This is a genomic window from Streptomyces ficellus, assembly GCF_009739905.1.
GTDB lineage: Bacteria > Actinomycetota > Actinomycetes > Streptomycetales > Streptomycetaceae > Streptomyces > Streptomyces ficellus_A.
On record NZ_CP034279.1, the window covers coordinates 948405 to 962726 of the forward strand.

Annotated in this window: 15 protein-coding genes and 1 tRNA gene; 7 read left to right on the top strand and 9 right to left on the bottom strand. The window is 72.7% G+C overall.

Annotated elements, in window-relative coordinates; all coding sequences use genetic code 11:
• Positions 1–76: 76 nt before the first annotated feature.
• Both EIZ62_RS04100 and EIZ62_RS04105 read left to right on the top strand, forming a co-directional pair.
• The gene (locus EIZ62_RS04100; protein WP_156691348.1) at positions 77–658 is read left to right on the top strand and encodes a TetR/AcrR family transcriptional regulator; all 582 of its coding nucleotides are present in this window, start codon (positions 77–79) and stop codon (positions 656–658) included.
• 74 nt (positions 659–732) lie between these two features.
• Positions 733–1176, top strand: a complete 444-nt coding sequence (locus tag EIZ62_RS04105) for a cupin domain-containing protein (RefSeq protein WP_156691349.1) — start codon at positions 733–735, stop codon at positions 1174–1176.
• Positions 1177–1258: 82 nt separating this feature from the next.
• Here the strand turns inward: EIZ62_RS04105 and EIZ62_RS04110 are convergent.
• Positions 1259–1335: transfer RNA gene (locus tag EIZ62_RS04110), tRNA-Pro, on the bottom strand.
• 127 nt (positions 1336–1462) lie between these two features.
• On the opposite strand from EIZ62_RS04110, the gene EIZ62_RS04115 reads away from it, so the two are divergent.
• Both EIZ62_RS04115 and EIZ62_RS04120 read left to right on the top strand, forming a co-directional pair.
• Entirely contained in the window at positions 1463–2158 is a 696-nt protein-coding gene (locus tag EIZ62_RS04115; RefSeq protein WP_156691350.1) for a thiamine pyrophosphate-dependent enzyme, read from the top strand.
• A 33-nt stretch (positions 2159–2191) separates the two neighbouring features.
• Complete coding sequence (locus EIZ62_RS04120; RefSeq protein ID WP_156691351.1) at positions 2192–3091, top strand: transketolase family protein; 900 nt, start codon at positions 2192–2194, stop codon at positions 3089–3091.
• Positions 3092–3113: 22 nt separating this feature from the next.
• Here EIZ62_RS04120 and EIZ62_RS04125 read toward each other — a convergent pair whose 3' ends face one another.
• Positions 3114–3494: an MmcQ/YjbR family DNA-binding protein gene (locus EIZ62_RS04125; protein WP_156691352.1), complete on the bottom strand. Its 381-nt coding sequence runs from the start codon at positions 3492–3494 to the stop codon at positions 3114–3116.
• Between the two features lie 592 nt (positions 3495–4086).
• Between EIZ62_RS04125 and EIZ62_RS04130 the strand changes: the two genes are divergently transcribed.
• Complete coding sequence (locus tag EIZ62_RS04130; protein ID WP_156691353.1) at positions 4087–5283, top strand: acyl-CoA dehydrogenase family protein; 1197 nt, start codon at positions 4087–4089, stop codon at positions 5281–5283.
• A gap of 76 nt (positions 5284–5359) precedes the next feature.
• Here the strand turns inward: EIZ62_RS04130 and EIZ62_RS04135 are convergent, their stop codons facing one another.
• The 5 genes from EIZ62_RS04135 to EIZ62_RS04155 are packed head-to-tail and all read right to left on the bottom strand — an operon-like array spanning position 5360 to position 9220.
• Positions 5360–5932 (bottom strand): GAF domain-containing protein, encoded by a 573-nt coding sequence (locus EIZ62_RS04135; RefSeq protein WP_156691354.1) that lies wholly within the window; start codon positions 5930–5932, stop codon positions 5360–5362.
• Positions 5929–6585, bottom strand: coding sequence for a GTP-binding protein (locus EIZ62_RS04140; RefSeq protein WP_156691355.1), 657 nt, complete (start codon positions 6583–6585; stop codon positions 5929–5931). Before EIZ62_RS04140 ends, EIZ62_RS04135 begins: the two co-directional genes overlap by 4 nt.
• Positions 6563–6934 (bottom strand): DUF742 domain-containing protein, encoded by a 372-nt coding sequence (locus tag EIZ62_RS04145; protein WP_156691356.1) that lies wholly within the window; start codon positions 6932–6934, stop codon positions 6563–6565. The genes EIZ62_RS04140 and EIZ62_RS04145 overlap by 23 nt, the downstream gene beginning before the upstream one ends.
• Positions 6935–6936: 2 nt before the next feature.
• Complete coding sequence (locus tag EIZ62_RS04150) at positions 6937–7371, bottom strand: roadblock/LC7 domain-containing protein (RefSeq protein WP_156691357.1); 435 nt, start codon at positions 7369–7371, stop codon at positions 6937–6939.
• Positions 7372–7378: 7 nt separating this feature from the next.
• Positions 7379–9220: a sensor histidine kinase gene (locus EIZ62_RS04155; RefSeq protein WP_425281794.1), complete on the bottom strand. Its 1842-nt coding sequence runs from the start codon at positions 9218–9220 to the stop codon at positions 7379–7381.
• Positions 9221–9760: 540 nt separating this feature from the next.
• Here EIZ62_RS04155 and EIZ62_RS04160 point away from each other — a divergent pair.
• Positions 9761–12052 (top strand): Lsr2 family DNA-binding protein, encoded by a 2292-nt coding sequence (locus EIZ62_RS04160; RefSeq protein ID WP_156691358.1) that lies wholly within the window; start codon positions 9761–9763, stop codon positions 12050–12052.
• Between the two features lie 31 nt (positions 12053–12083).
• On the opposite strand, the gene EIZ62_RS04165 is transcribed toward EIZ62_RS04160, so the two are convergent.
• Positions 12084–12968: a sigma-70 family RNA polymerase sigma factor gene (locus EIZ62_RS04165; RefSeq protein WP_156691359.1), complete on the bottom strand. Its 885-nt coding sequence runs from the start codon at positions 12966–12968 to the stop codon at positions 12084–12086.
• Between the two features lie 70 nt (positions 12969–13038).
• Between EIZ62_RS04165 and EIZ62_RS04170 the strand changes: the two genes are divergently transcribed.
• Complete coding sequence (locus tag EIZ62_RS04170) at positions 13039–13557, top strand: carboxymuconolactone decarboxylase family protein (protein WP_156691360.1); 519 nt, start codon at positions 13039–13041, stop codon at positions 13555–13557.
• A gap of 88 nt (positions 13558–13645) precedes the next feature.
• Here EIZ62_RS04170 and EIZ62_RS04175 read toward each other — a convergent pair whose 3' ends face one another.
• Positions 13646–14317 carry a potassium-transporting ATPase subunit C gene (locus EIZ62_RS04175; protein ID WP_156691361.1) on the bottom strand — a complete coding sequence of 224 codons (672 nt, stop codon included), beginning with the start codon at positions 14315–14317 and terminating at the stop codon, positions 13646–13648.
• Positions 14318–14322 lie beyond the last annotated feature (5 nt).

Genomic DNA, 14322 nt, shown 5'->3' on the forward strand with positions numbered 1-14322 from the left:
CTGCGAGGATACAAACCGGGCGTGCCGGGCGGCCGCGAGGGTTCCGATTGTACCTACTAGTATGTACGCTCGGATCATGGGGACGAGCGACACCAGGGGTACGCGGGAGCGGCTCATCGACAGCACGCGCGAGCTGCTGTGGGAGCGCGGTTACGTGGGCACGAGCCCGAAGGCCATCCAGGAGCGGGCCGCGGCCGGACAGGGCAGTATGTACCACCACTTCCACGGCAAACCGGACCTGGCTCTCGCCGCGATCGGTCGCAGCGCCGAGGAACTCCGGGCCAGGGCGGAGGCCGGCTTCTCCGGTCCCGGCACGGTGACCGAGCGGATCACCGGTTACCTGCGGCGCGAGCGGGAGGTACTGAAGGGCTGCCCGGTCGGCCGCCTCACCCAGGACCCCGACGTGATGGCCGACCCGGAGCTGCGCCGCCCGGTCGAGGAGACCTTCGCCTGGCTCACCGGCCGGCTGGCCGCACTGCTGACCGAGGGGCGGGCGTCCGGCGAGTTCGGCGGCGGGCTCGACCCGGCGGCCACCGCGACCGCCCTGGTCGCGGTGGTGCAGGGGGGTTACGTGCTGGCGCGCGCCTCCGGTTCGGCCGAGGTGTTCGGCCGGGCCGTCGACGGCGCCCTCGGCCTGCTCGCCGCCCACTCCCGCTGACGCGCCGCTCGCCCCTGACCCGTCCGCCCACCCCGCACGGCCCACGCCTCACCGACCCGAAGGAGCCCGCCGCCATGCGCATGGAGCACCCCGCCCCTCGCCCGCCCGGCCACGACGACCCGGCCACCGCCCGGCCGGACCACGCCACGGACGCCGGGCACCGGGGACACGCCGTCAGCCGCGACCACCTGGTGACCGGCGACCTCGCCGCCCGGGCGGCCCCGGCCGAACGGATGGAGATGCACCGGGTCACCCTCCCGCCCGGCACGGTGGCCGGCCGCCACACCCACCCCGGCGGCGTCGCCGGCTACGTCACCGAGGGCCGGGTCGTCTTCGAGCTGGAGGGGCGGCCCGCGTGTGAACTCGGCGCCGGGAGCGCCTTCTTCGAGCCGCCGGGCGCGACCGTCCTCCGTTTCGACAACGCGTCGGACAGCCTGCCGGCCACCTTCGTCGCCTGGTACCCACTGGCGGGCGACGAGCCCTTGCTCCAGCCGCTCCCGGGCCCCGCCGCCCCCTGACCCACGGGCGACGGGCAAGCCCCACAACGGCGAAAGGCCGTATCGGATTTCTCCGATACGGCCTCCGACCAGCGTTTCCGCGTGGTCGGGACGACAGGATTTGAACCTGCGACCCCTTGACCCCCAGTCAAGTGCGCTACCAAGCTGCGCCACGTCCCGATGCCCGTCTGACCTGGGGTTTCCCCCGGCCCGGCGTGCACGAGAACAATACCGCACTCCTGCCGGTGATCACGAACCGCTTTGGACGCTTGACCTCAAGCGCGCTTGACGTCGCACCGTGAGTGCCATGACGAACACGGCTGAGACGTCCACGGCGGACCTGCACCGCCTGATGGCCCTGATGACCGGCGACGAGAAGCACGGGCCCGCCGCCACCTCCACGCTCGACGCCCTCCAGGTGCTCTACGACCGGGTGCTGCGGGTGACGCCCGCCACCGTCGACGCGCCGGAGCGGGACCGGTTCCTGCTGTCCAAGGGGCACGGCCCGATGGCGTACTACGCGGTCCTCGCCGCCAAGGGGTTCCTCGCCGAGGACCTCCTGCCGGGCTTCGGGTCCTACGACTCGCCACTCGGCCACCACCCGGACCGGATGCTGGTGCCGGGCGCCGAGATCGGCAGCGGCTCGCTCGGGCACGGGTTGCCGCTGGCGGTGGGGAGCGCGCTGGGGCTCCGGGCGCAGGGTCTGACCGACCCGCGCGTGTGGGTGCTGGTCGGGGACGCCGAGCTGGACGAGGGCAGCAACCACGAGGCCATCGCCTACGCGGGCGCGGCCGGCCTGGAGCAGCTGCACACGGTGGTGATCGACAACGCGTCGGCGTCGTACGCGCGGCCCGGCGGGATCGTGGCCCGGTTCGAGGCGGCGGGCTGGTCCGCCGAGACCGTCGACGGGCGGGACCACGAGGCGATGTACGCCGCCTTCACCCGCCCACACCCGGGGCGGCCGCGGGCCGTGGTGGCCCGGGTCGAGCCCAAGAACGCGTGAAGAGAAGCGTGAAGAGAAGAGGGGGAGAACATCATGGACACGATGCGTGACCGGTTCATCGCGACGACGGGCCGGCTGCTGGACGAGGACCCGCGCCTGGCGGTCGTCCTGGCCGAGATCAGCGCCGACGGGTTCCAGCGGGCGGCGGCCCGGCACCCGGACCGGGTCGTCAACGTGGGGATCAGGGAGCAGCTGCTGATCGGGGTGGGCGGCGGGATGGCGCTGACGGGGATGCGGCCGGTGATGCACACGTTCGCGAGCTTCCTGGTCGAGCGGCCCTTCGAGCAGGTCAAGCTGGACCTGGGCCACCAGGGCGTGGGCGGGGTGCTGGTCAGCGCCGGGGCCTCCTACGACTGGCCCGCCGGTGGCTTCACCCACATGTCCCCGGGTGACGTGGCCCTGCTGGACACGCTCGACGACTGGACGGTGCACGTGCCGGGGCACCCGGACGAGGCGGAGGCGCTGCTGCGGCACGCCGTCGCGGGGGACGACCGGGTGTACGTCCGGCTGTCGCTCCAGGTGAACGACCGGGCCCGAACCGTCACGGGCGAGGGTTTCCTCCGCGTGCGGGAGGGGCGCGGGGGTGTGGTCGTGGCGGTCGGTCCGATGCTCGACGGCGTCCTGGCGGCGACGGAGGGGCTCGACGTGACGGTCCTGTACGCCACCACCGTGCGCCCCTTCGACGGCGAGGCCGTGCGGCGCGCGGTGGCCGGCGGCGGGACGGCCGACGTCGTGCTCGTCGAGCCGTACCTCGCCGGCACCTCCACGGCCGCCGCCACCGAAGCCCTCGCCGACGTCCCGCACCGGGTGCTCGGCCTGGGAGTCGGCAGGCGGGAGCTGCGCCGCTACGGCGGCATGGACGAGCACCTGGCCGCGCACGGCCTCGACCCGCGGGGCCTGCGCGCCCGCATCACCGCCTTCCTGCGCGGCTGAGCCTTCCTGCGCCGCTGAGGCGTCAGCCCTCCGGCCCGCCCCGCCCGGCCGCCAGATCCGGGTGGGCGGCCAGGAGGCGGCGCGGGGCGGCCTGGCGCCAGGAGTCGGCGAGGACGGCGTACAGCTCGTCCTCGTCGTCCAGCGCCGCGAGCCGGACCCGCATCCAGGCGTAGTTGTCGTCGTGCCCCTCCCGGATGAAGAACTTTCCGGGCTCCGCGGCGATGAGCTCCTCCCGGTCCTCCTTGGGGCACTTGACGCCCATCACCCGGTCGTCGTCGTCCAGCGAGGCGAAGACCTTCCCGCCGGACCCCTCCACCCGGAACGTGGGCATGCCCCAGGCGAGCTTCTCCACGGCTCCCGGCAGGGAGAGCGCGATCCTGCGCACATCGTCGGCTGTGGCCATGTGACGACCGTACGACCCACCACTGACAACGCCACCGGAAGCGGCCGGCCGGGGGCGCACCCGTCGCCCTGGCGCTCCGGGGCGCGCGCCGTGGAGCACCGCGGCGCGCGGTGCGCACCGGAAGGCACACCGACGCGCCGCTCCTGCGGGGCGGGGCCGGTGCGCCGGCGTACGCAGGCCTCCGGGAGGGCGCAGTCACCGCGCAGTGACCGCGCACAGAGGGAACCGATTCGGTCGACCTTCCTGCGGAATCGATCCGGCAGAGGTGTACCGGTGGGACTGCTGTGCATTCATGAGGTCGAGGACCGGCCCTCGGCGCCCTCTTCCTCCGAAAGCTTTGCCCTTGGCATGTGGCAGAAAGAAGCGCTGGGGGAATGCCCTTCGGATAGGAGCGGACAGGCCAGTACCACGCGACACATAATTTCAATCAAACGTCAACGCCAGCCGTTTCGGCCAGAGTTGACGACCATGTTGAACCGTTCCGGAATGATCAACACCATGTGGTGGTCGGCCTGTTCGGGACGGGACCACTGCCGATGCACCATCCGCTCGTACAACCGCGCGAGCAGGCGTTTCGCAGAGGAGGGCTCGCATGGACGGGTACTTCGCCAGTCGACTGCATCATCAGCTCCGGCAGCACGTCCGGAATTTCGCGGAGAGCGAGGTCCGGCCGCTGATACCGGCCATGGAAGCGGCCCGCTCGGTCCATCGCGGGCTGTCCGCGCTGATCGCCCGGCAGGGCTGGCTCGGAGCGACCATCAGCAGGGATTACGGCGGGATGGGCGTGGGCCATCTCGGCAAGACCATCATCATCGAGGAATTGTCGCGGGTCAGCGGCGCCATGGGCGCCATGGTGCAGGCCTCCCAGCTCGGCGCGGCCAAGATCGTGCACTTCGGCAGCGACGACCAGAAGAAGACGTGGCTGCCGGCCATCGCCGCGGGCGAGTGCCTGCCGACCATAGCCGTCACCGAGGCCGAGTCGGGCGGCCATGTGCTGGGCATGAGCGCCACCGCGGTGCGGGACGGCGACGACTACGTCCTGAACGGCCGAAAGGTGTACGTCGGCAACAGCCACATCGGGGACCTGCACGGGGTCGTCGTACGGACGGGGCCGGGCTCCAAGGGGCTGACGGCCTTCCTGGTGGAGGCCGACCGGCCCGGCGTGCGGGCCGTTGACGAGAAACCCACCATGGGCCTGCACGGATTCAGCTTCGGCGAGCTCGTCTTCGAGGACTGCCGCGTCCCGGCGGTCAACCGGCTCGGTGACGAGGGCGACGGGCTGGCGGTCGCGTACTCCTCCAGTGTGCTCTACGGGCGGGCCAACCTCACCGCCGTGTCCCTGGGCCTGCACCGGGCCGTCCTCGAGGAGACCACCCGGTTCTGCGAGGAGCGGCACCGGTACGGCAAGCCCCTGCACGAACTGCCCTCGGTGAAGCTGAAGCTGGGCCAGATGCAGTCCCGGCTGATGACGGCCCGGCTCGCCGCGTACCACGCCGTGCACCTGCTCGACGCGGGTCAGCCCTGTGACGCGGAGCTGATGAACGCCAAGCTCGTCAACGTCGAGTCGACGCTGGACTCGGCGCGCAACGCCATGGAGATCCACGCCGCGGCCGGGCTCTGCACCGACCGGCCCATCGAGCGCTACCTCCGGGACGCGCACCACATTTTCGCCCCGGCCGGCACCTCCGACATCCAGCTGCTGCGCCTGGCCGAAGTGGCGCTGGGCACGGCGAAGGGCCAGTGGTCCGAGCGGCTCGCCGACGCCGTCCGGATGGAACCGGCCCTCTAGGACGCGACGTCCCCGGGGCGCACGTCCCCACGGGCTCCCCGCGGGGACGTGCGCCCCGCGCGTGGCGCGCGGCCTGTCACAACCGGCCCTCCTCGCGGCGGTGGATCTGCTCCACCAGCTCGGCGGCGAGCGACTTGATGGTCTCCAGCCCCGGCCTTCCCCACGGCCGCGGTTCCGTGTCGACCACGCAGATGGTGCCGAGGGCCGTACCCGTACGGTCGATCAGGGGCGCGCCCAGGTACGAGCGGATGCCGATCTCGTCGACGACCGGGTTCCCGGCGAACCGCGGGTAGTCGCAGACGTCCTCCAGGACCAGCGCCTTGCGGCGTACGACGACGTGCGGGCAGTAGCCGTGGTCGCGGGCCATGTACCGGCTGACGCCGCCGCCGACGGCCGCGGTCGCACCGAGTTCGTCGGTGGCCCGGGTGCCGTTCGGGGTGTGCAGCCCTGCGAAGAACTGCTGGTTCTCGTCGATGAAGTTGACCATCGAGTAGGGCGCGCCGGTCACCTTCGCGAGCCGCTGCGCGAACGCGTCGAAGTCGGGGTCCGGCCGTTCCCCGATGCCGAGCTGGCGCAGCCGCCGCACGCGCAGCGGAGCCTCCCGGTCGACGGGGGTGAGCAGCAGGTGGCCGGTCGGGTCGTACGTCATGTGGGTGCTCCGTAGCTCGGCGCCGGGGCCGGGTTGGCGTCCAGCAGGTGCTGGACGAGGGTGACCAGGGTCTGGATCCCGGAGCTGGCGATCCGGGCGTCGCACAGGACGACGGGCACGTCCGGCTTCAGGTCGATGGCCGCGCGCACCTCGTCCGGTTCGTAGTGGTACGAGCCGTCGAACTCGTTGACGGCGACCAGGAACCGGATGCCGCGCCGCTCGAAGAAGTCCACCGCCGAGAAGGACGCCTGGAGGCGCCGGGTGTCGGCGAGGACGACGGCCCCGAGGGCGCCCTCCGACAGTTCGTCCCACATGAACCAGAAGCGTTCCTGGCCGGGCGTTCCGAAGAGGTAGAGCACATGGCGGTCGTCGAGGCCGATGCGGCCGAAGTCCATGGCGACCGTGGTGGTGGTCTTGCTCTCCACGCCCTCCAGGTCGTCGGTCCCGACGCTCACCGTGGTGAGCAGTTCCTCCGTGCTCAGCGGTTCGATCTCGCTGACCGCCCCGACGAAGGTGGTCTTGCCGACCCCGAAGCCGCCCGCGATCAGGATCTTCAGGGCGGTGGGGAAGACGTCCTGGTCGTCCCCCCGGTCCTCGGGTCGGTTCCCGGGCCGGTCCTCGGGTCGGTCCTCAGAGCCGTCGTCGTAGGCCATCGAGCACTGCCTCCAGCAGGGAACGGTCGGTGGGGGTGTCGTGGAAGCGGGGCGCCCGCGCGGTCAGCGCCCCGCAGTCCACGAGGTCCGAGAGCAGCACTTTGGTGACCACGGCGGGCAGCCGTAAGTGCGCCGCGACCTCGGCCACCGAGGTCGGCCCGTCGCACAGCCCGAGGGCCAGGGCGTGCTCGGGGCCGAGGTGCGACTGGGGCAGAGCCCCGGTGGCCATCACCAGGGAGAGCAGGTCCAGTGCCGCCGTCGGTCGGGTGCGGCCGCCGCTCACCGTGTACGGGCGGACGAGCCGGCCCGCGGCGTCGTCGAGCCACGGCCCGTCCTGTCGGCGCGGCACGGTCAGCGCCCTGTGCCGCCCGGCGCCGCGGCCGCTTGTCTGGCCGGGGTGACGAGGTAGGGCCGTACGCTCTTGACCAGCATGGTCATCTCGTATCCGAGGACCGCGGCGTCCGTCTCCCGGCCGGCGAGCACGGCCAGGCAGGTGCCGGAGCCGGCGGTGGAGACGAACAGCAGCGTGGAGTCGAGCTCGACGACCACCTGCCGCACCTCGCTGTCGCCGCCGAAGCGGCTGCCGGCGCTGCGGCCGAGCGAGTAGAGGCCGGAGGCCAGCGCCGCCATGTGGTCGGCGCTGTCGGGGTCCAGGCCGTGCACGGACTTCACCAGCCCGTCCGAGGAGAGCAGAACCGCGCTGCGGGTGTAGGGGACCCGCTGGACCAGGCCGCCGAGCAGCCAGTCGAGATCCGAGGAATGGCCGGTCGGCACATCGCTCGCCATGGTGCATCTACTCCTTGTGCGCTTCGTCGTGTCGTTGCGGTTCCGGGTGCCCGTGGTGCCCGTGGTGCGGGGACTGGGCCGGGTGCGGCGGCTGCTCCGGGTGACCCGGGTGCGCCAGGTGCCCGGGTTGCGCCAGGTGCCCGAGGTGCAGCGCGTTCTCCGGCGCCTGGGGGTGCGCGGGTTGCTCCGGGTACGCGGCGTCGCGCGGGACCGCCGGCATGGACTCGGCCAGGCCGATGCCGCGCCGGAAGGCGGCCATCAGACCCGGGTCGTGCAGGGCGTCGTCGTCGTGCTTGCGCGGCGTGGGCGCGTCCCGCAGCTGCGGGACGATGTGCTCCTGCGCCCGCCGCTTGGGCAGTTGGGGGCGGCCCGGGGTTCCGGGCGTCGCCGACGCGGGGTTCGGCCGGTCGGACCGTTCGCCGCGGACGGGCAGGGGCGCGTTGCCGCCGCCGTGCTGCTGCTGGTGCTGGTGCTGGTGCGGGATCATCGGCGGGGCGGTGGGCGCGTGGACCGGCTTGCGGTGCACAGGCTCGGGGACCGTGACCTCGCCGGGGATGTGCCGCGCCGGGCCGGCGTGGTGCACCGGCTCGCGCGGGGCCTCGCGCGGACTGTCCGGCAGGGTTTCGCGCGGTTGTCCGGGCGCCTGTTCGCCCAGTGGTGTGCGCGGTTGTGCGCGCGCCTCCTGGTGCGCCTCCTGGTGCGTGTTCTGGTACGCCTCCTCGTGGCCCGCCTGGAGCACCGCCTGGCGTTCGGCGGTGGACAGCCCGTCGGGGTCGGCGCCGAGCAGGCCCTGGGGAAGGACCAGAACGGCCTGGACACCGCCGTAGATGTTGGACTGGAGACGTACGGCGATGCCGTGCCGGCGGGCGAGCGCCGAGACGACGAACAGCCCGATCCGGCCGTCCTGGAGCAGGTGCGCCACATTCACCTGATCGGGATCGGTGAGCAGGGCGTTCATCTTGTTCTGCTCGGACACGGACATGCCGAGGCCCCGGTCCTCCACCTCGACGGCGAGCCCGGCCGTCACGTACTGCGCCCGCAGCAGCACCGGGGTGTGCGGGGCGGAGAACAGCGTGGCGTTCTCGACGAGTTCGGCGAGGAGGTGGATGACGTCGGCGACGGCGTGCCCGCGCAGGGTGCCGTCGATGGGCGGCACCAGTTTGACCCGAGGGTAGTGCTCGACCTCCGCGATGGAGGAACGGAGCACCTCCATCATCGTGACCGGGTTCGACCACTGGCGGCGGGAGATGGCCCCACCCAGTACGGCGAGGTTCTCCGCGTGCCGGCGGATGCGGGTGGCCAGGTGGTCGATGTGGAACAGGCCCTTGAGCAGTTCCGGGTCCTCGACCTCGTTCTCCAGCTCGTCGAGGAGCTGGATCTCGCGGTGGACCAGGGACTGGAGGCGGCGGGCGAGGTTGACGAAGACCTCGACCTTCTGTTCGTTGCCGACGCTGCTGGACAGCCGCGAGGCCTGGACCACGGTCGTCAGGGCCGCGTCGTGGGCGCGGTTCAGCTCGTCCGCCAGCCGGTCGAACCCGTCCCCGCCCGCGGGGAGCGGCGGCGGGCTCTGGCGGGCCGGCGGGCGTTCCCCTCGGCGGAGCTGCTCGACCAGGGCGCGCAGCTCGTTCTGGCTGCGGGCGCTGCGCTGCCGGAGCGCGTCGCAGCGGTCCAGTACGGCGGCGGCCGCGCGGTTCACACTGAGCAGCGCCGCGCCGACGGCGGCCACGGCGAGCCCCGCGGAGGCCGCCAGCGCCGCCCATACGGCGGGAGACAGGTGCGCGCCGGTGGTGCGGATCGTGAACAGCAGGGTGGCGGCGCCGCCCAGCGCCACCACGACGGGGGGCAGCACGGCGGCACGCTGGAGTTGGGGTCGTATACGGACGTCCGGCGAGAGGGACGAGGAGCGCGACCTCCCGGTGTGCGACAGGGAACGGGCGCCTGGCCGGCCGTGCCGCCCGCCCTCACGGCGGTCCGGCCGCGCGACGGGTGCGCGAAGTTGAGACATCAGCGTCCTTGGTACGTGGGGCCCCAGGAACAGGATTCGGCGTACTATCGGCGTACTAAACGGATGTTCGAGTACGGTGCCGCGGCGGTGACACAAGGCGCCACATGAGCCCGCGGTTGATCACTGGCAACACACAGTAGTCGCCAATCCGTCACGTGCGATGCGCAGTTGACAAACTTGCCCGCCAAGCGTCCCGCTCTGGTATGAGGCCTCGCACGGCCGCCCGATAACCCCGTGGCATCGACACGCCGCGCCTCGGCGGCCCGCTCCGGGCCCTTCTCTCGCGCAATCGACACGCCGTCAGGTCTGTTTGAATGGTTTACGGACCGAGTGGGGGACGTCCTCACCTCGATGACGTGTGCACCGAACTTGTGAGGACGGCACGTGAGCTCCCTTCGACAGGCCGAACCCGACGGCTACCCCGTGCCACTCCCCTGGCTGGCGCGCGCGAGTTCGGCCCCTCACGTCCCCGGCGGACCGGCCGAGATCATCGGGAACCTCACCGCCCTGCTGCGGGACATCGCGGCGGACCCGACGGTCGACCGCCCCTTCGGCTGGCCCACCGGGGACAGGCCCACGACCCTGCGGAAGGCCCTGCACCTCCTCGGTACGTGCGGCCTGCTGGTCCGGCAGAGCCGCCCCGCCCGGGTGACCCTCACCGAGGAGGCCGAGCGGTTCCTCGCCGCCGGTGATCCCCTCCACCTGCTCTCCGTGCTCCACGCCCACGTCAGGTTCATGGGCGAGGCCCTCGCCGCCGTCGGGGACGGCCTCAGCCACGACGAGCTGAACGGTGCCGCGCTCCGCGACTACGGCCTCAAGTGGGACTCGCTCGACCAGGTGCGGCGGCGTGTGTACTGGCTGCGCGCGGCGGGCGTCGTCGACTACTGGAGCAACGGGAGGATCCTGCTCAACGAACGCGGCCGGCGGTTCCTGGAGCGCCTGGAACTCGCGGACGCCGAGCAACTGCCACACCGTCGCCCGTCGTCGCCGCAGCCACCGGAACTGCCGCCGACGCCCGCGCCGCTGGCCTCCGGGCTCGAAGAGGCCGGCCAGGACGCACTGCGGTCCCGCAAGCGCCTCGTCGGCTACATCGCGGGCGGTGTACGGGTGGACGCGCTGGCGCGCCTGGTGAACGCGGCCGTGCCCAGCATCGACCGCGGCGACTTCCTCGACTTCTGCGTCGGGGAGTTCGGCGTCCGCGAGTCGTCCGCCGACCAGACGCTGGGCACCCTGAAGGCGCTGGGCCTCGTCGGGCAGGTCGGCACCGACGCGTTCGCGGCGACCGACCTCGCCGCGAGCTGCCTGGCGTCCGGCGAGCCCCTGGACTTCGTCCGCCTCCTGCACCTGCGGGTCGCGCTGCTGGGGGAGACGCTCGACGCGCTGGCCGACGAGACCGACACGGGCACGCTCGTGCATGTCCTCGCCGAGCGGTACCCGGACGCGCGGCTGACCCGGGACGACGTCACGCGCCGGGTGGCCCTGTTCCTGGAGACCGGCCTGGCCGAGCGGATCGGCCAGATCGTCCGGAGGACCGAGCTGGGGGCGGCGCTGGTGCGGACGCTGCCGCTGCTGGCCCGGGAGGACATGGGGCCGGGCGCGCTCCCCGGGCCGCGCGGCCAGGCCGACGGGGTGGCCGGCTCGCCGTCCCCGGCCGGGGCGGACCGTACGGTTCGGCCCGACCCGGCCGAGAGGGCCGCCGAGGTCGCGGCCGAGGTGGTGCGGGCGGCCACCGACAGCGCCGACTACGAGCGTTTCGAGAGGGCGGTCGCCGCCGCGTTCCGCACCCTGGGGGTCGAGGTCGAGGAACACAGCGGCCCCAAGAAGACCGACGTGGTCGTCGAGTTGTGGCAGTCCCCGGTCAGCCGACTGCGCGTCGCGGTGGAGGCCAAGACGGACGGCGCGGGCCTGGTCACGGACGACGACGTCCGGTTCGTGAGGCTCCGTCAGCACCGCGAGCGCCACCGGGCGCGGTCCACGGTGCTGGTCGGTCCCCGGTTCGACGCCCGGGTGGAGGAGGAGGCAGCGAAGGACGGGGTGGCTCTGCTCACCGCACGCGAGCTCGCGGACGCCGTCGTACGGCACGGCCGTACGCCGCTGGCGCCCCGTGAGATCGCCGCGCTGGTGAGCGTGGGCGAGCGGCCCGCGTGGGAGCGCACCTGCGAGAGGGCCGAGCGGCGCCAGGAGGCCCTGGTGCACGTCCTGGACACCCTGTGGAAGAGCGGCAACGACCCCGTCGACATCGAGTACAGCGCCGGAGCGCTGGGCGTGCGCGACATCTGGCGGGAGACCAAGGCCGTGCTGGAGACCCCCCTGGACCCGGCGGAGATCGAGGAAGCGCTCGCCTTCCTGGGCACGCCCCTCGTCGGCGGAGTGGTCCGGCAGGGCGCCGATCACGTCGTCACGGGCCCGCCCGCCCTGGTCGCCGCACGGCTGCGGGCCCTCGCGTCGGCGATCGAGTCGACGGGCCGGGGACCGACGGCGCCCGCCGCGGTGGATCCCGCCCGGCGGCTCCCCGGGAAGGAGGAGCCGCCCGCGGCGGAAACGCCCGGCGGAGTGACGCCGTCGGCGGTGCGGGCGTGGGCCGCGGCCCAGGGGAGGGCCGTCAGCGCACGCGGACGGCTGCCGGTGGGCCTGGTCAGGGAGTACCAGCGCGCGCACGGGCTCGTGGACGGCTGAGCCCGGCCGGCCCGGGTGGGGGCCGGGTGGGTCAGCCGGTCAGGCCGAGCGTGGACAGGCGGGCCGGGTCGGTGAGGATGTCGAGGCCGGTGACCCGGCCGTCCCGGACGGTGAAGGACATCACCGACAGGGGGCGGCCGTCGGCGAACGAGACCACGCCGGGAGAGCCGTTGACCAGCACCACACGGGCGTCCTGCGCGAAGCGGGCGAAGGTGATCGCCTGGGACGCCACGTCGGTCGCTCCGCGCCGGGCCAGGCTCGGCAGGAGCGCACCGCCGTCGGAGCGCGCCACGACGGCGGGGTCGAGAACGGCGAGCAGGGCGTCGAAGTCACCGCCTCGGGAGGCGGCCAGGAAGGCGTCCACGACTCCGCGCTTGCGTGTGACGTCGGTGTCGGCGGACGGTGTGGCCCCCTGGACGCGGCGGCGGGCGCGGCTGGCGAGTTGCCGGGTGGAGGTGGGGGTCCGGTCCAGGACGGCCGCGATCTCGTCGAAGGGCACGTCGAACATGTCGTGCAGGACGAAGGCCAGCCGCTCGGCCGGTGACAGCGTCTCCAGCACGATCATGAGCGCGATGCCGACCGAGTCGGCGATCAGGATCTCCTGCTCCGGGTCGGCCGCCGGCAGGCCGCTGACGACCGGGTCGGGTATCCGGACACGGTCGTCGGGACCGGTCAGCGGATCCTCACGGCGGGAGGTGCGGGCCCGCAGCATGTCCAGGCAGACCCGGCCGACCACCGTCGTCAGCCAGGCTCCCAGGTTCTTCACCCCGCTCACGTCGCTGCGGCCCAGCTTCAGCCACGCCTCCTGGACGGCGTCCTCGGACTCCGCGAGCGAACCCAGCATCCGGTAGGCCACCGCGCGGAGTTGACGCCGTTCCGCCTCGAAGCGCCCGGCCAGAAATTCGTCCCCGTTCACCTGTCACATCCTCGCCTCGGGATCCGTCGGTCGTATGACGGACGCTAACCGATGACCAAGGAGAAACACGATGAGCGCCAACACCGCCCCCACCGCCGAGGACACGACCACCAAGGTCTCCCGCATGCAGGACCCGGCCCGGTTCATCCCCGAGCTGAGTGACGTCAGCGCCGCCCTGTTCCGCGCCACCGGCAACCAGTCCGTGCCGCGCACCACGATCAACCTCGTCCACCTGCGCGCCGGGCAGATCGCCCGCAACACCTACCTGACCGTGCTCAACACCAGCTTCCTGCGCAAGGCCGGCGAGAGCGAGGAGCGCATCACCGCCGTGTCCTCCTGGCAGGACGCGCCCTACTTCACCGCCGCCGAGCGCGCCGCCCTCGCTCTGGTCGAAGCCACCGTCCAGCCCGCCCCGCACGGCCAGGAGCGCGTCACCGACGAGGTGTACGCCGAGGCGGCGCGGCACTACGACGACAAGGCGCTTGCCACCCTCACCGTCGCCATCGGCCAGATCAACTTCTTCACCGCCCTGGCCGTGATCGGCAAGCCGAAGCCGGTCACCTCGCTCGGCGACAACCAGTGGGACTAGGGACAACCCTTCCAGGGGCGCGACACACCCCGGCGGGCCCCGGATCGTCCGGGGCCCGCCGGCTCCGCCGTCGTACGGCCGGGCCCCATCAGCCGTTGGGCACCAGCTCCTTGAGTGCGAGGTTGAGCTTGAGGACGTTGACGCGGGGTTCGCCGACGAAGCCGAGGATGCGGGCGTCGGTGTGGTCGGCGACCAGTTTCTCGACCGTCGCGACGTCCAGCTCGTTGCGGTCCGCGACCCGGTGGGCCTGGAGCCTCGCGTACTCCGGGGAGATGTGCGGGTCGAGGCCGGAGCCGGACGACGTGACGGCGTCCGGCGGGACGTCGGACGGCTTCACCGTGTGGCCGGGGGTGGAGTTGTCCCTGACCACGGCCGCTTTGGCGGCCGTGACCCACCGCACCAGTTCGGCGTTGTCGCCGGAGCGGTTGGTCGCGCCGGACAGGACGAGCGCGTACCGGGTGTTGACCGAGTTGGTGCCGAGACCGTTCGAGGGGCGGGGCTGGAACCAGCGGAGGTCGGGAGCGGGGGTCTCCTGCCCCTTCTCGAGCGGCAGGTCGTAGGACTGGCCGATCAGCTCCGAGCCGGCCACCCTGCCGTGTGCGTCCCTGATCTCCGAGCCGTTCGCCTGGTCGGAAAGGGCCAGTTGGGCGATGCCGGTGACGGCGAGCGGGTAGAGGACGCCGGTGATCAGGGTGAGGACGAGCAGGGCTCGGAGCCCGGCCCAGAGGACGCGCCCGGTGTTTCCTGCGGGGTTGTTCATCGCGT